We start from the raw sequence: 19,447 nt of genomic DNA, 5'->3' as shown, positions 1-19,447 counted from the left end.
TCAGGAGCCACCGTCAGAATCGATTTCTGCCAAAATCGCAATGCCTTACGAAAAGATCACATGCGATTCCCCTGCCCCTCTAGGGGAGGGTAAGGAAGAAAGTCGGGAACCTTTTCGCTGCCCCTGCATCCAATGTGTCCGAGAGCAACGGAAACAAGCAGGTGACCACCATGCAACGGACCGCAGCCGGCCTGCCCGCCGGCGCCAGAGCATCGGAAGCCGAGCTGATCGAGCGCGCGCGAGGCCGTGACGAGGCCGCGCTGCGCGAGATCATGCAGGCCAACAACCGCAGGCTCTACCGTCTTGCGCGCGGTATCCTGCGCAGCGACAGCGAAGCCGAGGATGTGGTGCAGGAAACCTACGTCCGCGCCTTCACCCATCTCGACGGTTTCCGCGGCGAGTCCGGGCTGTCGACCTGGCTGTCGCGCATCGCCATCAATGAAGCGCTTGGCCGGGTGCGAAGCGCCAGACCGCATGTCGAGCTCGGCTCGGTGCCCGAATCCGCGCTCGAGGCGCAGATCATAAAATTTCCCGTTTCTCCCGCAGGCGATCCGGAAAGGACCATGGCCCAACGTGAAATCCAGCGCGTCGTCGAGCGCGCAATCGATGAATTGCCGGATGTCTTCCGCATGGTCTTCGTCGCGCGGGTCATGGAGGGAATGAACATCGAGGAGACCGCCGATCTGCTCGGCGTCAAGCCCGAGACGGTGAAGACGCGGCTGCACCGTGCTCGCACCATGCTGCGCGAGAACGTCGAGAAGGAGATCGGTCCGGTGGTGATGGACGCGTTCCCGTTCGCCGGGTGGCGCTGCGAGCGCCTGACCGAAGTCGTGCTGAAGCGGCTCGGCATCGGCGTTTGAAGTTTTTCGGGAACGTTTGCTCGACAATCCCATCCAACGCCTGTGAAGCAACGCGCCGGCAAAACATCCGGCACCACAGGAGTGTCAACCCATGTTCATCCGATCGAGTGCGGCGATCGCCGCAGCAATCTTGTTGTCGAGCCCCGCGCTGCTGCAAGGCGCGAGCGCAGCGGAAAAGCCGACCGATCCGCAGATCGCGCACATCGCCTATACCGCGGGCGTGATCGACATCAACGCCGCCAAGCAGGCGCAGAAGAAGGCGAAGAACAAGGACGTGAAGGCGTTTGCCGACGACATGCTGCGCGATCACGAGGTGGTCAACAAGCAGGCGCTCGCGCTGGTCAAGAAGCTGAACGTCACCCCTGAAGACAACGACACCAGCCGCGCCCTGTCGAAGCAGGCGAGCGACAAGCTGGCCGAGCTCGACAAGCTGAGCGGCGCGGCGTTCGACAAGGCCTATGTCGCGAACGAGGTCGCCTACCACAAGACGGTCAACGGCGCGCTGGAAACCCAGCTCATCCCGTCCGCCGGCAATGCCGAGCTGAAGAGCCTGTTGCAGACCGGCCTGAAGATTTTTCAGGGCCATCAGCAGCACGCCGAGCATGTCGCGGCCGAGCTGAAGTAGGGGGTGTGGGATGAAGCCGGGACGCCTCGCTTCGATCGCGCTTGCGGTCGTCTTGCTGTCGATCGTCGTCCCGGCGCGCGCCGCGACCATTCAGATCACAATGGAAAATCTCGTGGTCTCGCCGGCTGAAACGTCCGCGAAGGTCGGTGATACCATCGAATGGATCAACAAGGACGTGTTCGCGCACACCGCCACGGCGAAGAACGGCGATTTCGACGTGATGCTGCCAGCGAAGAAGTCGGCGACGTCAGTTCTGAGGAAGGCGGGAACAGTCGACTATTACTGCCGCTATCATCCCAACATGAAAGCGACGCTCAAGGTCGAGCCGTGAGGGAGGAGGGGGCGCATTCCCAATCCCGGCGGGAATATCTCCCGGCGATCCCGAGACTAATGCTTGTCCGGGGGAGGCGGCTTCCGTGCGATAAACGCAGCAGACCTCGCGAACCTGTTCGCCAAATCCCGTTCGCCGGGTCATTCATCCGTAGACTGGCCCCGCCCGTGTGGCGGGGTCATTTTTCGCAACAGGCTTACTGCCTTGCGAGAGTGACCGAGAATTCGCCGTTGCGAATGCGGCCCGGAAAGCCCTCGACGAATTTCGCCACCGCATCCTCGCCGTAGGTGCCGACGAGCTCGGCGAATGCCGCAAACAGGCTCGCCTGCGCCAGGCAGTCGCCGTCGACGCCGTCATGGCGCGCTTCGGCCCACGCCTCGTTGAGATAGCTCAGCGCAGCCTGTTTCTGCTCGTGATCAGGCAGCGGCGCGCGGGCGGGGGCGTAGGACAATGAATGGCTCATGAAACTCGATCAGGGCTGGGGCGCGATCCACGGCGATGCGCTGTGCAGGAGGTGTAGCACGCGTATTAACGCCCGCTAGGCCACATCTTTAGGAACGGTTAACGGCTGTGAACAAAGTCGATGACAGGTTCCCTCGTCATTCCGGGGGCACGCGCAGCGCGAGAATCCATCGTGCCGCCAACTCTGACGCGCGATGGATTCTCGACTTCGTCGAGCCCCGGAATGACAAGTCAGTTTGCGTAACGCGCCGTCAGATCGCGCGAGATCTTCGCGCCTTCCTCGATATAGCGGCGGATCGCCACCGTCGCGGCCGGCGTGCAGCTCCGGTAGGTCTGCTGAAAGCCGTTATAGCCGCGGTTGAAGCCGGCGATCATGCGGGTGCGGCGCTCGCCGGAGGGGGTTTCGGCATCGATTAGCGCCTGCATCTCGGTGCGCCATTTGTTGCCCTCGTTGGACCCGCAGATGCCGCGCAGGTAATGCAGCCCACCGAGGATCTCCGCCAGCCGCTGCAAATCGGCGTCAAACGGCGCCGCCACGTCCTGGGCCCGGGCGGGCGCGGAGGCGCAGGCGAGGATCAGGGCAAAAATGGCCAGAAATCGCGTGGACATCGGCGGCGTGTATGCCCCCTCGGGGCTGATGACGCAAGGCTGGGCGGTCAGGGCCCGATCAGCCGGGCGGCCGACTGGATGACCTCCTCCAGCCCCCCGGTCAGCTTGAGGTCGCCGAGGCTCGCCAGGGCGTCGGGGGCGATCCAGCGGTAGTCGTCGAGCTCGTCGTTGAGCGTCGGCTCCTTGGCCACCCAGCGGGCGGCAAAGGACATGATCAGGTAATGGCCGGCGCCGGCTGCGGCCGGCAGCACCTCGCGCCAGCCGGCGAGGCCCACGATCTCGATGGCTAGCCCGGTCTCCTCGTCGACCTCGCGGCTCAGTGCCTGGTGCAGCGATTCGCCAAACTCGACCCGGCCGCCCGGCAGCGAATAGAACCCCTTGGCGGGCGAGCGGGCGCGGCGGGTCAGAAGCACCTTGCCGTCGCGGAAGATGGCGGCGCTGACCGCGATCTGGGGATGGGTGGGCTGGACGACCGCAGACATATCTTCAAACAACCCTGGCTCAGTTCGCCATGATGGTGTCGATGTCGGCTTCCGCGCCGCCATTGATGATGCCGCCGCAGGCCGCGATCAGCGGCTTGACCCAGAGCGTGGCCTGCTCGGCGAGGCGGACGCGGGTCGTGTCCTTCTCGACCTCGCGCATGGCCGAGCCGACCGCTGTCAGGATCGAGGTCATGGTGTCGGTGATATGGTCGAACTGGGCGCGCACGGAAGGATCGGCCTTCTCATAGGCTTCGATGGCCAGATCCCGTGCCTTGAAATTCGACGCGGTGAAATGCTCGGCATAGGACAGCGGCGACCAGGTCAAGAAGTCTTCCGCGCATTCCGGCATGTCCGGCACCATTTCCAGGAGCATCACGGCTTCATTGAAATGGTTGAGATAGTCGGTGGCAAGCCCGGTCCGCGGGTTGATGTTGGCCACGCGCAGCCGCTCGGCCCAGGCAGCAGCCTCGGGGCCCGTCTGTACATGCGTCCGCGCGGGTTGGGAGGCCGTTGAGCTCATCTGCCGCAGTGTTAACGTTCGGGGTTAAAAGGACCTGAACGGACCCTATATAGACGCCCTAGGATGTGTGGACGCTTCGTCATAACTTCAGCCCCCGCGGCTTTACGGCAACTGTTCGGCTACATCGAGCAGCCGAATTTCCCGTCACGGTACAACGTCGCGCCGACACAACCGATTCCGGTCGTGCTGCTCGAGAACGGCGCGCGCCATTTCCGCTTGATGCGCTGGGGATTGTTGCCGAGCTGGGTCAAGGATCCCAAGGGATTTACGCTCCTGATCAACGCGCGCTCCGAGACGGTGCTGGAAAAGCCCGCCTTCAAGAACGCGATTCGGAGGCGCCGCGGCCTGATTCCCGCCGACGGCTATTATGAATGGAAGGCGGAGGGCGGCCGCAAGCAGCCCTTCTTCATCCACCGCGCCGACGGCGAGCCGCTCGGCTTCGCTGCGGTGTTCGAGACCTGGGCCGGGCCGAACGGCGAGGAGCTCGACACCGTCGCGATCGTCACGGCGGCGGCGGGCGAGGATCTCGCCGCGCTGCATGACCGCGTGCCCGTCACCATCAGCCCGCGCGATTTCGAGCGCTGGCTCGACAGTCGCGGCGACGATGTCGACGCCGTGTTGCCGCTGATGTCCGCCCCGCGCATCGGCGAATTCGCCTGGCATTCCGTCTCCACCCGCGTCAACCGCGTCGCCAATGACGACGATCAGCTCGTGTTGCCGATCAGCGCGGAGGAGATCGAGGCGGAGGCAGAGGCTGCGAAGCCGAAGAAGGCGGTGCGGAAGGTTGCGGCCAGCTCATCGGACGACGGGCAGGGCTCGTTGTTCTAGCTGCGATGCCGTAGGGTGGGCAAAGCGAAGCGTGCCCACCGTTGCGCGCCGTGCAAACGGATAGATGGTGGGCACGGCGCGTTGCGCCTTTGCCACCCTACGGCAGCGGAGTTTCAGACAATCTCCCGCGCCCGCAGCGCCGCAATCTCCGTCGCATCGAGCCCCAGCTCACCCAGCACCGCATCCGTATCCGCACCCAATTCCGGCGCCATCCGGTCCAGCTTGCCGCCGCCATGCGCGAGCTTGAAGCCGCTGCCGGCAAAGCGCAGGCGGCCGTAGGGCGTATCCAGCTCCTGGATCGCGCCGCGGGCCTTGATCTGCGGATGGTCGATGATCTCCTCGACCTTCCAGATGCTGGCGCAGGGCGCGCCGGCATCCTCCAAAATCGTTTCCCATTCGCGCGCCGGTCTCTTCGCAAGTGCCTCCTCGATGATGGCGCGCAATGCGCCTTCGTTCTCGTTGCGCGCGAACCAGTCTGCGAAGCGCGGATCGCTCAGCGTGTCCTCGCGGCCGAGCGCGGACATCAGCGCGCGGTACTGCTTCTCGTTGTTGACGGCCAGCAGGATGTGGCCGTCGCCACATCTGAACAAATTCGCCGTCGTCCTGCGGCTGACCGCCTGGTTGCCTGAAAGTGTTTGGCGATGGCCCGCGACCGACCAGTCCGCGATCTGTCCCGACAGAAATGCCATCGTCGCCTCTAGCATGGAGACATCGATGAACTGGCCCTGTCCGGTGCGGTCGCGCTGATACAGCGCGCTCGACACGCCGAACGCGGCGGTCGCGCCCGAAAGCACGTCGCACACCGCAAAGCCCGCGCGCGTCGGCCCCGTTTCAGGGTGGCCGGTGATCGCCATGATGCCTGACAGCGCCTGCATCTTGCCGTCATAGCCGGGCCGCAGGCGGTCCGGGCCGGTCTGGCCGAAGCCGGACACGGCGCAATAGATCAGCTTTGGATTGATCGCGGAGAGCGTCTCGTAGCCGATGCCGAGCTTGTCCATCACGCCGGGGCGAAAGTTTTCCATGACGACGTCGACTTGCGCCACGAGCTTCTTCACGATCGCGATCGCCTCTGGCTTTTGCAGGTCGAGCGTCAGGCTGCGCTTGTTGCCGTTGATGGCCTGGAACGCCGGCGCGAGCCCGCGCTCGGCCCATTCGCGGCTGAGCGGCGTGCGGCGCATGTCCTCGCCCTCGCGCCGCTCGACCTTGATGACATCAGCCCCGAGCAGCGCGAGCTGGTAGCTCGCATAGGGGCCGGCCAGCACTTGCGTGAAGTCCAATATCTTCACGCCCTCGAACGGTCGCGTCACGTCGCTCTCCCCATTGTTTGTTGTTATCGGAGGACGTCAGGCGGCGCGGTTGCCGCGCGCGATCTCCTTCTGCTTGTCGAATTCGGCGCGGCGGCGCGCCAGCTCCTCGGGGGAGAGCTGCGCGACGTTGTTGTAGTCGAGCTTCCAGGAGGCGTCCTCGCTCCAGCGCAGCGGCGACTGCATCGTCGTCTGCGGTCCGCTCGCGCTCTCCAGCAGTTTGAGCGCCAGCTCCAGCGTCTGCGCCTGCGAGGTGACGTCATGCGGCTTGCCGGCGGAATTGCCGAGCGGGAAGTCGCTGAACAGAAAACGCGGCACGGCGGCGTGCTCGATGATGTCCTTGGCGCAGCCCATCACCACGGTCGGGATGCCGCTGGCTTCGAGATGCCGCGCCACCAGCGCGGTGGTCTGGTGGCAGACCGGGCAGTTCGGCACCAGCACGGCGACGTCGACCTTGTCGGCGAGGCAGCGCGCCAGGATCTCCGGCGCGTCGGTGTCGAGCGTCACGCGATGGCTGCGGTTGGTCGGCGCGCCGAAGAAACGCGGGGCGATCTCGCCGATGCGGCCTGCGGCGGATGCCTTCAAAAGCTGCGGCAGCGGAAACCAGGTGCCGTTGTCGGTCGCCGAAGTGTGCTTGCGGTCGTAGCCGATGTGGGAGATGCGAAGATCGTGTGGCTTCGAGGTGTCGCCGTCATAGACCTGGTAAAACTTCGCGCTGCCATTATACGCTGCGCCCGGCCCTTGATCACCCTTGGTGGGATCATAGGGCGCAGCGGTCGTGATGATGGTGACCCGCGACTGCGCCAGTGGCTTCTTCAACGGCTGGAACGGCGTCTCGGTGTAATGCGCCCACCGATACGGCGTGGTGTAGCCGATCGCGGTGTAATAGTCCCGCGTGCGCTGCATATAGGGGACGGGGGCATCGTGGTCGGGTGCAAAGCCGAATTCATCGTCGCGCGAGGCGGACATGGGCGCGTCTCCTGGTTCTTGTTGGCGACAGACTAGAGATAGTCGGCGGGCAGCTCAACGGGGAGCGGCGCGGCGCAGGCCAGAATTGCAATCCAGCAAGGGAGCAGCGTGGTCTTACCCTCTCCCCTTGTGGGAGAGGGTGGCTCGCCGCGTAGCGGCGAGACGGGTGAGGGGTCTCCATCCTCACGAACGGTTTTCGCAAGTGGAGAGATACCCCTCATCCGGCGCTTCGCGCCACCTTCTCCCACAAGGGGAGAAGGGGAGAAGACAGCTCGCGAATTATCTAAACACATGCAGCGCCGCGTATTGCAGCAGCATGATCGCCTTGGCGTCGATGATGCGGCCGTCGGCGATCATCGCCAGCGCCTCGTCAATCGAAAGCTCCAGCACCTCGATGTCCTCGCCTTCGTGTTCGAGGCCGCCGCCGTCGCTGACGCGCATCTCCGGCTCGTACTCGGCGACGAAGAAATGCAGCTTCTCGGTGACGGCGCCGGGGCTCATGAACGCCTCGAACACTTTTTGGACGTGGTGCAGGCGATAGCCGGTTTCCTCCTCGGCCTCGGCGCGGATGCGCACCTCGGGGGTGGCGTCGTCGAGCACGCCGGCGGCCGCCTCGATCAGCAGATCGTCATAGCCGCGGATGAACGCCGGCAGGCGGAACTGGCGCACCAGAATCACGGTACGCCCAGCGCGATTATACGGCAGCACGGCCGCGGCGTTGTCGCGCTCATAGGTTTCGCGGTGCTGTGTCTGCCATTCGCCACTGGCGCGCCGGTACTCGAACGTGGTGTTCTTCAGGAGGGTCCAGTTGTCCGAGAGCACACGGACGTCCTTGATGCGGACGCGGTCGGAAATGGTCATTGCTGTCTTCCGCTAACGGGGCTGCTCGCGGCCGTCGAGCCACTTCTGGAACATCACCGAGGTCGATTCCTCGAAACCCAGCGACTGGTAGAACGCATTGGCCTGCGCGTTCTCGCGCCGGACCAGGAGCTGGAGCTTTGCGATGCCAGCCTGGCGCAGCCAGTTCTCGGCCGCGGCCATGATGACACGGCCGTAACCGCGCTTGCGGATATCGGGGGCGACCGCGACGTAGTAAACCCAGCCGCGATGGCCGTCATGGCCGACCATGACGGTGGCGACGATCGTGCCGCCGTCGCGGCCGATCAGCACGGTGGAATTGTCGCGCCGCCGCGCCAGCGCGATGTCGGCATGCGGATCGTTCCAGGGTCGCGTCAGGCCGCAGCGCTGCCACAGCGCGACGACCGGTTCGACATCGGCGTCGTCGATCGCATCGATCGCAAGAGTGCTCACAGCACCTTGCCCGGATTCATGATGTCCTGCGGATCGAGCATCGCCTTGATCGACCGCATCAGCTCGATCGCGGTCTTGTCCTTCACTTCAGGCAGTTCGTCGCGCTTGAGCACGCCGATGCCGTGCTCGGCCGAGATCGAGCCGCCCATGCGCAGCACGATCTCGAACACGACCGCATTCATCTCGTGCCAGCGCGCGAGGTAATCCGCGGTGTTGGCGCCGATGGGCTCGCTGACATTGTAGTGCAGATTGCCGTCACCGAGATGGCCGAACGGCACCGGCCGTGCGCCGGGAATCAGTTTCACGACGGCGGCATCGGCCTCCGCGATGAAGGCGGGCACGGCGGCGACCGGCACGGAGATGTCATGCTTGATCGAGCCGCCTTCGGGCTTCTGCGCCGACGACATCTCCTCGCGCAGCTTCCAGAAGCCGTTGCGCTGGGTGAGGTTGGCCGCGATCACGGCGTCGTCGACGATCTCCTCCTCCATGGCGCGGCCGAGGATCGTCTCCAACGGCGTGCGGGCGTCGTCGCCAGGGGAAGACAACTCCATCAGCACGTACCATGGATGCTTCTGCTCGAGCGGATCGCGCACGTCGATGCCGTGGCGGACCGAGAAATCGACCGCCATCTCCGACAGGAGCTCGAAGCTCGTCAGCGCGTTGGCTGCTTCGCCTTGCGCGATCGTCAGCAGCTTCAGAGCCGCCGCCGGCGATTTCAGCCCGACGAAGGCGGTCTCGACCGCCCGCGGCTTCGGAAACAGTTTTAGCGTGGCCGCCGTGATGATGCCGAGCGTGCCTTCCGCGCCGATGAAGAGGTTGTGCAGATTGTAGCCGGTGTTGTCCTTCTTCAGCTTCGACAGCACATTGAGCACGCGGCCGTCGGCGAGCACCACCTCGAGCCCGAGCGCCATCTCGCGCGCGACGCCATAGGCGAGCGCGGCAGTGCCGCCGGCATTGGTTGAGAGATTGCCGCCGATGGTGCAGCTTCCCTCGGCGCCGAGCGAGAGCGGAAACAGCCGGTCCACGTCGGCCGCCTTCTGCTGCGCGACCTGGAGCACGACGCCGGCCTCGCAGGTCATGGTGTTGGAGGCGGTGTCGACCTCGCGGATCTTGTCGAGCCGGCGCAGCGACACCACCACTTCGCCATTGTGGGGCGTCTGGCCGCCGACGAGCCCGGTGTTGCCGCCCTGCGGCACCAGCGCGATCTTCTGCGCAGAGGCGAGCTTGCAGATCGCCGAAACCTCGGCGGTCGAGCCCGGGCGCAGCACCAGCGGCGAGCGGCCGTGGAACAGGTTGCGCTCCTCGGTGATGTAAGCCTCGATGTCGGCCGCGTCGGTAATGGCATGGCGGTCGCCGACGATCTTGCGAAATTGTTCGATCAGCTCGGGCGCAAGCGGCGGGGTGGCAGATTTATTGACGTTCATCTCTTCTTCTCTCATTCCGCCTTCTCAGCGCGCTACGGCGGCCCGGCGCAGCCGGTCGTTGATCGCTTCGCCAAGTCCTTCCTCGGGGATCGTCATCACGGCGATCGCTCGTGGCCCCCTGGCATCGAGGGCGCGAAGATAGCCGAACAGGTTGGCGGCGGCTTCATCGAGATCAGCCGCGGGCGACAAATTCATGACAGCAGCGGCGGCTTCAACGCCGGGCAGGCGCGAAGGCCCAAACGCCAGCAGCGCTTCGCCCAGTGCCACCTCGCGCGCATTGAGCCGGACACTGGCGCGCGGCGCGTAATGCGAGGCCAGCATGCCCGGCGCCAGCGGCTGGCTGTCGTCGCTCTCGGCCTCCAGCGGCGGCCGCGCCAGGGGCGAGCCGAGCACGGCCTCGATCCGCTCGCGCGAGAGCCCGCCCGGACGGAGCAGCATCGGGGCGTCGAAGCATCCGACAATGGTCGATTCGACGCCGACCGCAACCGGTCCGCCGTCCACGATCAGGTCGATCCGCCCGGCAAGGTCACTTTCGACATGGGCCGCCAGCGTCGGCGAGACATGGCCGGAGATATTTGCGGACGGCGCCACCACCGCCCCGCCGAAGGCGCGCAGGATCGCCTGCGCCACCGGGTGGGCGGGGATGCGGATCGCGACGGTGTCGAGGCCCGCGGTGGCGAGATCCGCCACCGGGCAGTTCTTCGCCTTCGGCACCACCAGCGTCAGCGGCCCCGGCCAGAACGCCTCCGCGAGGCTCAACGCGCGCGCGTCGAACTGCCCGATGACCTGTGCGGCCGCGAGGTCGGCGACATGGGCGATCAGCGGATTGAAGGCCGGCCGTCCCTTGGCGGCATAGAGATGGGCGATCGCGGCGGCATTGGCGGCGTCCGCGCCGAGCCCGTAGACGGTTTCGGTCGGGAACGCGACCAGCCCGCCGGAGGCCAAAGTCCGGGCGGCGGCTTCCGCGCCGGCCTCGCCGGCCGGCAAAATCAGCGTTTCAAGACCCGTTTTCACAGGGATAAAATTCCTCATGCCGGCCGCTTGCGGTGCGTCAAACCCGACGCTATAAGCCGCCTTCTTGTCGGAGTGTGGCTCAGCCCGGTAGAGCACTGCGTTCGGGACGCAGGGGTCGCAGGTTCGAATCCTGCCACTCCGACCATTCTTCCAAAAGTCGACGTTTTCCCAGAGGCTTGGCGGACCGGCCGCCCGCGCCTCGGGAGCGCCTTTTTGCAACGATTTTCGGGGCGGGTCCACGGCCGATTTGGGTCGGCAGGGGCGTCTGTTGCGGTGGCATGGCTTGCCATGCCGCCACCTCGATGGGCCGGCGCTGTGCGGTAGGTCGGAGGATGACCGGCGCGCGCGCCGTGGCCGCCAGCGAACTGATCAAAAGCGTCGCCAAGCCAGGGCCGCCACGGGGCTTCACGAACGAAGTCCGGGTGAAGCCGCGCTCATGGCGTTCGAAGCCGCCTTCACCTCTGACGCTTCCACAATTGCCTCACAAACCCCCGCGGCCCCTCAAACGCGCGCGCTCGGGATAATCGGTTGCTCTCCGGTCAGGCCGACGGCTAGATGAACGCACAGTCGATCGCGCGTTCGAGGGCGCGATCGGCCAATAACAAAAACAGGGCTGGAAATCATGAACAAGAAGATCGCCGCGCTCGTTGCAGCGTTTGGCTTCACTGCTTCCGGGGCGGCATGGGCTGCGTGGCCGGAGGACAAGCCGATCGAAGTCGTCGTCGGCTTTGCGCCCGGCGGCGGTACGGATGTCATGGCTCGCAAACTTCTTCCCTTTGTCGAGCGCGCGCTGGGCGGCAAGGCGAAGTTTGTCGTCTTGAACAAGCCTGGCGCCGGCGGAGAGATCGCGTTTGCTTCGATCGCGCGCGCGGCGCCCGACGCCTATTCGATGGGCGTCGTCAACGTGCCGGGCTACAACTTTTTGCCGATGACCCGCAAAACCCAATACACCATGGACGAAATCCGGCTGGTCGCGCGGGTGGTCGAAGATCCGAACGTGATCGTGGTGCCCGCCGCCAGCAGATTCAGGAATCTGCCAGATGTCATTGCCGCACTTCGCAGCAAGCCGGGCTCGGTGACGTTTGGTCACAATGGTGCCGGCACGAACGGTCATCTGGCCATTCGCATGCTCGCAGCAGCCGCGACGGTCGAGCCCAACGAAATCTCCTACAGAGGAACGGCCGCGCAGCGGACCGATCTGTTGGGCGGGCATCTGGAAGTCGGAATGGTCAGTCTCAGCGAGATTCCCGAATTGCATGGTACCAACAAGGGGCCACTGCGCGTCATCGCGATCCTGTCGAAGAAGCGCTTTCCATCGTTGTCCGAAGTTCCGACGGCAGAGGAGGTGGGCTTTCCGGTCACGTCGACGGCAGAACGCGGCTTTGCGGTCCCGAAGGGCGTTCCAGAGGACATCGTCAAGAAGCTGGAAGCCGGGATTGCCGAAGGCCTGCGCAATCCAGAGTACCTGACGGGCTCACCAGGCGACGAACCGGTTATCGCCTTCATGCCTGGTGCTGAATGGCAAAAGCGCCTCGAGGACATGTCCGAGGCCCTGCGTCCTTACGCCGAGGTTATGCGGGCGAACGAGCAGAAGTGATCAATCCTGCTGCAGCCGGCAGTTGTCGCGAGACTACCGCCGCGCCACCAGCACACCGATCAGAAACGCGACCATCAGCGCCGGCAACGGCGCCTCGCGCACCATGCCGCGAACGATGTCCGGCCAGTGCTGGTCCGGGACAAGGCTTGGCGACCTGACTTCTGCCATGGGTGCCATGCCCCAGTCCGAGGCAAGTTCGGCGATCTCGCTCGAGGCCAAACGCACGCCGTCGCGGACACGGAAGATGGCGGCGTCCACCCGTTCGCTTGGCGTGAGCGCCATCAGCGTCGCGACGGCGGTGCGCAACGTCATCTCGCCAAAACCTTGCAGCCTCACCGACTCCTCGGGGTCGGAAATCATGCGAAATCCCTCACAGCGCGAAGTGGCGCGCGATGGCGAATGCCGCCGCCGCGCACAGGACCAGCGTGGACACCGCGCCGGCTACCCCGCGCGCGAGATGGGCTCGCGTCAGGTGCCTGGTCATGATTCTGCTCCATGCCGTCATGGAAATGGCGGTGCGCGGTGTTGGTTCCTTGCGTCACGCCGAATCGCCGAGGCCTGACTACTTCCGCAGCAGCTCGCTCAGCGCCGCCGTCGCTTCGGCGCAACGGATGTCGTCTATCTCGCGCGACAGGCTGATCGCGCTCGATTTCAGCTCTTCGACCTTCCAGCTCTCCGGATGTTGGTTTTCAAGCTGACCGAGACGCTTGTTCAGATCGTCCAGTCTCGATTGGAGCTGCCCGATGCTGGCGGCCCCATTCACTTTCCAAACGCGCTGTGCACGCATCGTAGTTCCCCTGCTAGTCTCACGGCGTTGTGAGCGGGGTTCGTGGCCGGAATGGGAGTTTGTTTTGTCCGGCTTCAGACAGTGGGGAACCGTTGCAAAAGGGCAACGCGGGTTCCTGCGCGTTGACCGGCCCGGGCAGGGCCATCGCCCATCGCCCGTGCCCTTCTGCATATACCGTCGCGTTGCCTGGTCGGGCCCAGCACGATCCGCGTCAGGCGGCGCTCGGCCATCCCGTTGATCGCTTTTCGATGCGGCTTTCCAGGATCGCGATGCTCACCCGGATATTGTCGCGCCGGGCTCTCAGGTTCTGCGCGAGCATCGGGTAGGCGAGATTGTTTGGATCGGAGATTCCGGCCCTCCGCTCTTCGTCCAGAATGTCGGCGTCGAGCATTTGCGTGCGCCAACGCAGATCGGAGATCAGGACGTGGAGCTGTGTCGGAATAGTCGCTTCGAAACGGGACGTCGGCTGCATAGGATCGCCTCACTATGAAACAGACCCACTGCGGGTCTGAGGGATTGGCGGAAGAGGAGCAAGGAGAGTGCCACTCTTGGCTTAGAGAGGGTGGCGAGACCAAGCCGCCGCGAGGATGCGAAGGCGTGTCTGCAACCGCCCACTCGCTGTCATCGCCCGCCTTGTGCGCAGTTGCGCACTGGGGCGGGCGATCCCGAATTCCAGAGGCGGTTGTGGTTGAGCCGAGAGGCTGCGGCGGTGACGCTCTGGATTGCTTCCGCCTTCGCTGAAGCTTCGGCGGACAAGTCGCTGCGCTCGCAATGACGATGCGGAGAGAGCGTGCCCTCTATCCATCCCCATTCACAACTCCGTGCCTTGATTCGGGAACAACCATTCCCTATTATCCCGCGATGCAAAAAATCGCCCGCCGCGCCCAGCCTGCTGCCCGTCTGCCCGGCCGTCCCCGGGAATTCGACATGGACACCGCGCTCGATCGCGCCGTGCGGGTGTTTTGCGAGCGGGGCTATCATGCGACCTCGATCGGCGACCTGACCGCCGCCATGCAGCTTGCCACCGGCAGCGTCTACAAGGCGTTTCGCGACAAGCAGGCCGTGTTCCTGGCCGCCTTCGAGCGCTACGCCACAGTGCGCCGGGATCAGACCCGCAGCGCGGCCGCGCGCGGCGGCAACGGTCGCGAGCGGCTGCGCCATATGTTGCTGTCCTATGTCGAGCACTCACAGGGGGTTGAGGGCCGTCGCGGCTGCATCGTGGTTGGCGGCGCGGTCGAACTCTCCGCGCTCGATCCGGAAGTCCGCGCCCGCGTCAACGCGCAACTCGAGACCAACGAGACCTTCATCGCCGGCCTCATTCGCGAGGGGCAGGCCGATGGCTCGATTCCCGGCCATGTCGAGGTCGACGACACCGCGCGGCTGATGATCTGCATCACGCAAGGAATGCGTGTCGTCGGCAAGGCGCGCCTGCCGCTCGACGGCGAGCGCCTTGTCGGCGTCGCGATGAAACTGCTCGCCTGAATTTGTGTCCTATTAGGGAATAAACATTCCCGATATCTGGAGTCCGTTGGAATGACGATGAATGCCACGATCGAGACCGCACCCGGGTCGGATGCGGTGTCGCAGCGATTGACCTTCGTGCTTGCCGCGGCCTGTGGCATGGTCGCCGCCAACATCTACTACGCCCAGCCGCTGATCGCCCCGATCAGCGCCGCGCTCGGCCTGTCGCATGAAGCGGCCGGACTGATCGTCACCATGACGCAGATCGGCTATGGCGTCGGGCTACTCTTCATCGTGCCGCTCGGCGACCTCGTCGAGAACCGCGCGCTGATCTGCTCCGTCATCACGCTTGGCGCGGCTTCGCTGCTCGCCGCCGCGTTCGCAACGCACGCGCTGCCGTTCCTGATCGCGGCGCTGTTCATCGGGCTTGGCTCGGTCGCGGTGCAGATCATCATTCCCTACGCCGCACATATGGCGCCGGAAGCCATTCGCGGCCGCGTCGTCGGTAACGTCTCGACCGGCCTGATGCTCGGCATCATGCTGGCGCGGCCGGTGTCGAGCTTCGTCACCGCGGCGCTGTCGTGGCATGCGGTGTTCTTCATCTCCGCCGCGCTGATGATCGTGCTCGCAATTGTGCTGTGGACGACGCTGCCGAAGCGCAAGCCCGTCGCGCGCATGCATTATGGCACGCTGCTGCTGTCGATGCCGCGTCTGGCCCGGACCACGCCGTTGCTCCGGCGCCGCGCGCTCTATCAGGCGAGCCTGTTCGGTGCCTTCACGCTGTTCTGGACGGTGGCGCCGCTCCAGCTCGCAAGCGTGTTCGGCTTCTCCCAGCGCGGCATCGCGCTGTTCGCGCTCGCCGGTGTGGCCGGCGTGTTCGCAGCTCCCATCGCGGGGCGGCTCGCGGACAGTGGCCATAGCCGTATCGCGACGCGGATCGCGATGCTGCTCGCGGCCGCCGGCTTCCTGGTGACGTATATCGGTGCGGCCGGTTCGATGCTGAATCTTGCGTGCCTGGTCGTGGCTGCGATCGCCATCGATATCGGTGTCCAGGGTAACGTCGTGCTCGGCTTCCGCGCCATCTTCGTACTCGGGCATGAGCAGCGCAGCCGGCTCAACGGCCTCTATATGGCGACGTTCTTCGCGGCCGGCGCTGCCGGCTCTGCGGTTGGCGCCTGGGCCTTCGCGCAAGGCGGCTGGACGCTGGCGTCGGCCATTGGCCTTGCTCTGCCGGTCGCGGGCTTGCTCTACGCGACCACCGAGTAGCGGTACGATCGTGCGCAGGGCGTTTACCAAGCCCTGCATCCAAAGCCTCGCACCGTGCGATTTCCGTCTCGCGGTTTCCCTGCGGCTGTAGTACTTTGGTCGCAATCGAGCCCGGTTAACGGGCGGCAGGGGGAGGCTGATGAGGCGTGCGGGACTGGTTGGCGTACCGCGAGTACGGCCATGGTCGTGGCAGGCGTTTCTGCTCGGATTTTTCGTCGTCGCCGTGTCGGCCGCGCTTCAGGGCGCCTGCGTCGCGCTCGGCGCAAAGCTCTATTTCGCGGCGTTCCTGCCCAGCCTGTTCGTGCTCGGGATGATCGCAGGCGCGCCGGCGGCGGTGTTTGCCGCGCTGCTCACGATTCCGCTGGTGTGGTGGGCGTTCATCCCGCCGTTCTTCCAGTTCATGCCGTTATCGAGCGCGGGTGCGGATTCCATCAACCTGTTCTGCCTTCTCGCAGTGCTCTTGATCGGCCTTGCCGATCTCTGCCGCGAGACGATGGCAATGATCAGTCGCGGCGGGCTGAAGCCTTCGGGCGAGAGCACGGCAACGAATTCGCAATAAACGCGCCTCGCGCGGAAGGGGCGCGTTGCGCCCGCGCAACAGTCCGGCAACCATCCGCGAGCTTGGTGCGCGCCGCTAACTTTTCGAAAAAGATTTGGCCGCAATTTCTGCCGGGAATGACGAGGGAGTTTTGGACATGAACGGCCAAGTAAACGGTCACGCCATCTTTGAGAACGTGCGCCGCTATCGCGGCATCGCATCGCTCTATCGCCAGACCGCTGCATTCCGCCCGGGCCAGCGCTGGTCGCTGCTGGAGCAGGCAAGCGAATGGGAAGCGCGGGCGCTGTCGGAGCTGGAAACCTATTTCGCCGCGCGCGCGGACTACGCCGCCCCGCTCGCGGCCTGATCGTTAACCATCGCGGTACCGAGACCGACGACGAACCGCGCGAACGACATGCGAAGGAAATCGCAGACGTTCGCGCAGAGGCCAGTCAGAATCTGTAGCTTGCCTGGACCCTCACCGTGCGGCCCTGACCGGGCGAGATGTTGTTGTTGCCGTCGGCGGACGCCCAATAGCCGCGGTTGAAGATGTTCTCGACCGTCAGCTGCGCGCGCCAGTTGGCGTCGATCGTGGCATAGACGCCGGCATCGAAGCGCACGAAGCTCGGCAGTCTTACCGTGTCATCCGACGATGCGAAGGAATCGCCAAAATAGATGATGCCGAGCGCGGCCGCCCACATCGGCGTGAACTGATACTTGTTCCACCAGGCGAACTGATTGTACGGCACGAGCTGCACGCGATTGCCCGGCACCACGGTCGCCGACGTCGCGCTGGTGATCTTCGCATCGGTATAGGCGTAGCCGAGCACGGACTGCCATTGCTCGGTGACGTAGCCGACGAGGCTCGCCTCGAAGCCGCGCGTCAGCGTGCTGCCGGAGGGCAGGAAGAAGCCGGGATTGTTGCCATCCGCGATCGGCTGGTTGGTACGGTTGAGGTTGTAGATCGCCGTCGAGAACAACAGCTTCGGGTTGATGTTCCACTTCATCCCGACCTCCGTGTTCTCGAACTTCTGCGGTTGCAGGATCAGCGTGCCGTCGTTGAGCGAGGAGAACTGGTCGCCGGAGGCGGGCAAATAGGAGATGCTGTAGGCCGTGTAGACCGACATCGTCTCCATCGGCTTGAAGAGCACCGCCGCCTGCGGCGATACCAAATTGTCGGTGCGGTTGCGGTTGAGGTTGGTGTTCATGTCCAGCGCCGACATCTCGAACCGGTCGAACCGCGCGCCGGCGATCAGCTGGAGCGCGCGCGAGACCTCGATCGTGTCGCGCAGATAGCCGGACTCGACGTTCAGCGCATATTTGCTGTTCGAATCCGGCGTCGTGACGCCGTCGGGGTTGGTACCGGTGAAGTGGTGAACGAAGTTGACCGGCCCGAAATAGGTCGGCGCGAAAGGGTTCTGCACGATGGTGTTGGTGCCGTTCGGGAAGACGCCGGTGTTGCGGATGTCGACGCCGGTCTGGCGGCCGAACTCGGTGCCGAAGCCCACCGTGTGCGCGATCGGGCCGGTCCAGCCCTTGTAGGTGAAGTCGGTCTGGTTGAAGAAATTGTCGCGGTTGGTCGTGTGCTGATAGGCGCCGAGATTGACCGCGGTGTCGGCCGCATTGACGGCGCCGGCGAGCGGCCCGCCGGTCGGATAGACGTTCTGATAGAACTTCTGGTAGTCGGCCGCGAACGTGCCGTTGCGCACCGATAGTCCGTTCTGGAAATCGTGCTCGATGATCGCCATGCCGGTCTGCACCGTCGCTTGCGCGGTATTGAGGCTGGGGCTGCCGAAGAACGTCTGGAGATTGCCGTTCGGCGCAAACGGCGTCGTCGGATTGAAGCGCGTGACGCCGCCGGGAAGGCTCTGAGAGGGATTGCCGCGATCTGCGGTGCGGCCGTCGTGGTAATATTCGTAAGACAGCTTGATCTTGGTGAAATCATCAGGCTTCAGCGTGACGGTCGGGTTGATGCCGTAGCGCTCGAGATGATTGAAGTCGCGGAAGGCATCGCTGCCCTCGTAGAACACGTTCAGCCGCGCCGCGACGTTCTCGTTGATCGCTTGTCCCGCGTCGAGCGTGACGCGGCGGTCGCCCCATGATCCCGTCTGCGCGGTGGCCTGGTAGATGCGGTTGCCGTCGGCCTCCTTGAGGGTGCGGTTGAGCACGCCACCGCCGGCGCCGCGGCCGAAGGTCAGCGCACTCGGGCCCTTCAGCACCTCGATGCTCTGCGCGTTGTACAGGTCGCGGAAATACTGCACGTCATCGCGGAAGCCGTTGACGAAGAAGTTCGCGCTGGAATCGACGCCGCGGATGACGAGCTCGTCGCGATTGCCTTCGCCTTGGTGGACGGTAACGCTCGGAACGTAGCGGGTGACATCGGTCAGGCCCTGGTAGTTCTGGTCGCGGATCTGCTGTTGGGTAATGACGGACAGGGATTGCGGGATGTCGACGATGGGCGTGTTGGACTTGGTGGCGACGGAGGTGCTGTTGGCGAAATAGCCGACCGTCCCGGTGCGCGCGTCCTGCGATGGTGCGAAGGGCTGTGGCGCGGCGGTCGTCTCCGGCCGCCTTGCGGTCTGCGTCCGGCGGGTCCGCGTGCCGCTTGACCGACGTGCGGCCGAAGAGGGATTGGTACGGCGCTGTGCTTCCGGCGCGGTCACGGTGACGGATGGAATCGTCACGCCCTGTGCGGGCGAGGATTGCGCAAAGGCCTGCGGACTGGCGAAGAACGCAGCTGACGTCATCAGCGCGGTCAACACGCCTCTGATACCCGAAAAATTGCGCTTGGACATGTAGCTTGCGGCAGACAAAAGCTCTCCCGCGGCGGCGATGTGGCTCATCGCGCCCCCCTCACTCTGCAAAACTCGCCCGGATTCCCCATTGCGCGGCCGGATGCGGGGCAAGGCGCATCCGTGCACGCGAAGTCACTGTGTGCATGAACACGGCGACCCCGCGGCCATTCCGCGCTGGATGATTTGAATCGTTCGAAACTTGTCGGGTTCCAGGCGATCACATGTTTCGGCGCGCCGGCAGGATCCGTGGCGACTACGGAGTTA

General features: G+C 64.9%; 23 protein-coding genes and 1 tRNA gene. 10 read left to right on the top strand and 14 right to left on the bottom strand.

The genetic code is table 11. From position 1 onward, the window contains the following. Window positions 1-170 precede the first annotated feature (170 nt). The 3 genes from JQ627_RS27075 (at window position 171) to JQ627_RS27065 (ending at window position 1,816) form a co-directional block, all read left to right on the top strand. Window positions 171-860 carry an RNA polymerase sigma factor gene (locus tag JQ627_RS27075; protein WP_212487171.1) on the top strand — a complete coding sequence of 230 codons (690 nt, stop codon included), beginning with the start codon at window positions 171-173 and terminating at the stop codon, window positions 858-860. A 91-nt stretch (window positions 861-951) separates the two neighbouring features. Next, window positions 952-1,485, top strand: a complete 534-nt coding sequence (locus tag JQ627_RS27070; protein ID WP_212487169.1) for a DUF4142 domain-containing protein — start codon at window positions 952-954, stop codon at window positions 1,483-1,485. Between the two features lie 10 nt (window positions 1,486-1,495). Continuing rightward, a complete protein-coding gene (locus JQ627_RS27065; RefSeq protein WP_212487168.1) occupies window positions 1,496-1,816 on the top strand; it encodes a cupredoxin family copper-binding protein in 321 nt (106 codons plus the stop codon). Window positions 1,817-2,012: 196 nt separating this feature from the next. Here the strand turns inward: JQ627_RS27065 and JQ627_RS27060 are convergent, their stop codons facing one another. The 4 genes from JQ627_RS27060 to JQ627_RS27045 all read right to left on the bottom strand — a co-directional run bounded on the left by JQ627_RS27060 (window position 2,013) and on the right by JQ627_RS27045 (window position 3,889). Then, the gene (locus JQ627_RS27060) at window positions 2,013-2,279 is read right to left on the bottom strand and encodes a hypothetical protein (protein WP_212487166.1); all 267 of its coding nucleotides are present in this window, start codon (window positions 2,277-2,279) and stop codon (window positions 2,013-2,015) included. A gap of 230 nt (window positions 2,280-2,509) precedes the next feature. After that, window positions 2,510-2,887, bottom strand: coding sequence for a TIGR02301 family protein (locus tag JQ627_RS27055; RefSeq protein ID WP_212487164.1), 378 nt, complete (start codon window positions 2,885-2,887; stop codon window positions 2,510-2,512). 47 nt (window positions 2,888-2,934) lie between these two features. After that, the gene (locus tag JQ627_RS27050; RefSeq protein ID WP_212487186.1) at window positions 2,935-3,369 is read right to left on the bottom strand and encodes an NUDIX hydrolase; all 435 of its coding nucleotides are present in this window, start codon (window positions 3,367-3,369) and stop codon (window positions 2,935-2,937) included. Between the two features lie 19 nt (window positions 3,370-3,388). Continuing rightward, on the bottom strand, window positions 3,389-3,889 hold the full coding sequence (locus JQ627_RS27045) for a hypothetical protein (RefSeq protein ID WP_212487162.1): 501 nt from the start codon (window positions 3,887-3,889) through the stop codon (window positions 3,389-3,391). A 63-nt stretch (window positions 3,890-3,952) separates the two neighbouring features. On the opposite strand from JQ627_RS27045, the gene JQ627_RS27040 reads away from it, so the two are divergent. Beyond that, window positions 3,953-4,717: an SOS response-associated peptidase gene (locus JQ627_RS27040; RefSeq protein WP_212487160.1), complete on the top strand. Its 765-nt coding sequence runs from the start codon at window positions 3,953-3,955 to the stop codon at window positions 4,715-4,717. 113 nt (window positions 4,718-4,830) lie between these two features. On the opposite strand, the gene JQ627_RS27035 is transcribed toward JQ627_RS27040, so the two are convergent. The 6 genes from JQ627_RS27035 to JQ627_RS27010 form a co-directional block, all read right to left on the bottom strand. Beyond that, window positions 4,831-6,024 (bottom strand): CaiB/BaiF CoA-transferase family protein, encoded by a 1,194-nt coding sequence (locus JQ627_RS27035; RefSeq protein WP_212487159.1) that lies wholly within the window; start codon window positions 6,022-6,024, stop codon window positions 4,831-4,833. 36 nt (window positions 6,025-6,060) lie between these two features. Continuing rightward, complete coding sequence (locus JQ627_RS27030; RefSeq protein ID WP_212487158.1) at window positions 6,061-6,990, bottom strand: glycine reductase; 930 nt, start codon at window positions 6,988-6,990, stop codon at window positions 6,061-6,063. 279 nt (window positions 6,991-7,269) lie between these two features. After that, a complete protein-coding gene (locus JQ627_RS27025) occupies window positions 7,270-7,851 on the bottom strand; it encodes an NUDIX domain-containing protein (RefSeq protein WP_212487157.1) in 582 nt (193 codons plus the stop codon). A gap of 12 nt (window positions 7,852-7,863) precedes the next feature. After that, window positions 7,864-8,301, bottom strand: coding sequence for a GNAT family acetyltransferase (locus tag JQ627_RS27020; protein ID WP_212487156.1), 438 nt, complete (start codon window positions 8,299-8,301; stop codon window positions 7,864-7,866). Further along, the gene (locus tag JQ627_RS27015) at window positions 8,298-9,725 is read right to left on the bottom strand and encodes an FAD-binding oxidoreductase (RefSeq protein WP_212487155.1); all 1,428 of its coding nucleotides are present in this window, start codon (window positions 9,723-9,725) and stop codon (window positions 8,298-8,300) included. The genes JQ627_RS27020 and JQ627_RS27015 overlap by 4 nt, the downstream gene beginning before the upstream one ends. A gap of 24 nt (window positions 9,726-9,749) precedes the next feature. Further along, entirely contained in the window at window positions 9,750-10,739 is a 990-nt protein-coding gene (locus tag JQ627_RS27010; protein WP_212487152.1) for an L-threonylcarbamoyladenylate synthase, read from the bottom strand. Between the two features lie 68 nt (window positions 10,740-10,807). Here JQ627_RS27010 and JQ627_RS27005 point away from each other — a divergent pair. Continuing rightward, window positions 10,808-10,884: transfer RNA gene (locus tag JQ627_RS27005), tRNA-Pro, on the top strand. A 477-nt stretch (window positions 10,885-11,361) separates the two neighbouring features. Next, window positions 11,362-12,336 (top strand): tripartite tricarboxylate transporter substrate binding protein, encoded by a 975-nt coding sequence (locus JQ627_RS27000; protein ID WP_212487150.1) that lies wholly within the window; start codon window positions 11,362-11,364, stop codon window positions 12,334-12,336. A gap of 33 nt (window positions 12,337-12,369) precedes the next feature. On the opposite strand, the gene JQ627_RS26995 is transcribed toward JQ627_RS27000, so the two are convergent. From JQ627_RS26995 to JQ627_RS26985, 3 genes are all read right to left on the bottom strand, one after another. Next, window positions 12,370-12,696, bottom strand: coding sequence for a hypothetical protein (locus tag JQ627_RS26995; RefSeq protein WP_212487148.1), 327 nt, complete (start codon window positions 12,694-12,696; stop codon window positions 12,370-12,372). Between the two features lie 202 nt (window positions 12,697-12,898). Further along, complete coding sequence (locus JQ627_RS26990; RefSeq protein ID WP_212487146.1) at window positions 12,899-13,123, bottom strand: hypothetical protein; 225 nt, start codon at window positions 13,121-13,123, stop codon at window positions 12,899-12,901. A gap of 211 nt (window positions 13,124-13,334) precedes the next feature. Next, on the bottom strand, window positions 13,335-13,514 hold the full coding sequence (locus JQ627_RS26985; RefSeq protein WP_249143391.1) for a hypothetical protein: 180 nt from the start codon (window positions 13,512-13,514) through the stop codon (window positions 13,335-13,337). A 536-nt stretch (window positions 13,515-14,050) separates the two neighbouring features. Between JQ627_RS26985 and JQ627_RS26980 the strand changes: the two genes are divergently transcribed. The 4 genes from JQ627_RS26980 (at window position 14,051) to JQ627_RS26965 (ending at window position 16,755) form a co-directional block, all read left to right on the top strand. Continuing rightward, complete coding sequence (locus JQ627_RS26980) at window positions 14,051-14,605, top strand: TetR/AcrR family transcriptional regulator (RefSeq protein WP_249143389.1); 555 nt, start codon at window positions 14,051-14,053, stop codon at window positions 14,603-14,605. A 51-nt stretch (window positions 14,606-14,656) separates the two neighbouring features. Further along, entirely contained in the window at window positions 14,657-15,850 is a 1,194-nt protein-coding gene (locus tag JQ627_RS26975; protein WP_212487140.1) for an MFS transporter, read from the top strand. A gap of 139 nt (window positions 15,851-15,989) precedes the next feature. Then, window positions 15,990-16,409, top strand: a complete 420-nt coding sequence (locus JQ627_RS26970) for a DUF4118 domain-containing protein (protein WP_212487138.1) — start codon at window positions 15,990-15,992, stop codon at window positions 16,407-16,409. A 136-nt stretch (window positions 16,410-16,545) separates the two neighbouring features. Continuing rightward, a complete protein-coding gene (locus JQ627_RS26965; protein WP_212487136.1) occupies window positions 16,546-16,755 on the top strand; it encodes a hypothetical protein in 210 nt (69 codons plus the stop codon). Between the two features lie 85 nt (window positions 16,756-16,840). Here JQ627_RS26965 and JQ627_RS26960 read toward each other — a convergent pair whose 3' ends face one another. Continuing rightward, window positions 16,841-19,231, bottom strand: coding sequence for a TonB-dependent siderophore receptor (locus JQ627_RS26960; protein ID WP_212487134.1), 2,391 nt, complete (start codon window positions 19,229-19,231; stop codon window positions 16,841-16,843). Window positions 19,232-19,447 lie beyond the last annotated feature (216 nt).

It is taken from the genome of Bradyrhizobium liaoningense, assembly GCF_018130785.1.
Lineage (GTDB): Bacteria > Pseudomonadota > Alphaproteobacteria > Rhizobiales > Xanthobacteraceae > Bradyrhizobium > Bradyrhizobium liaoningense_A.
Note: the sequence above shows the minus strand (reverse complement) of the source record. Positions and strands in the feature narration are given on the sequence as shown.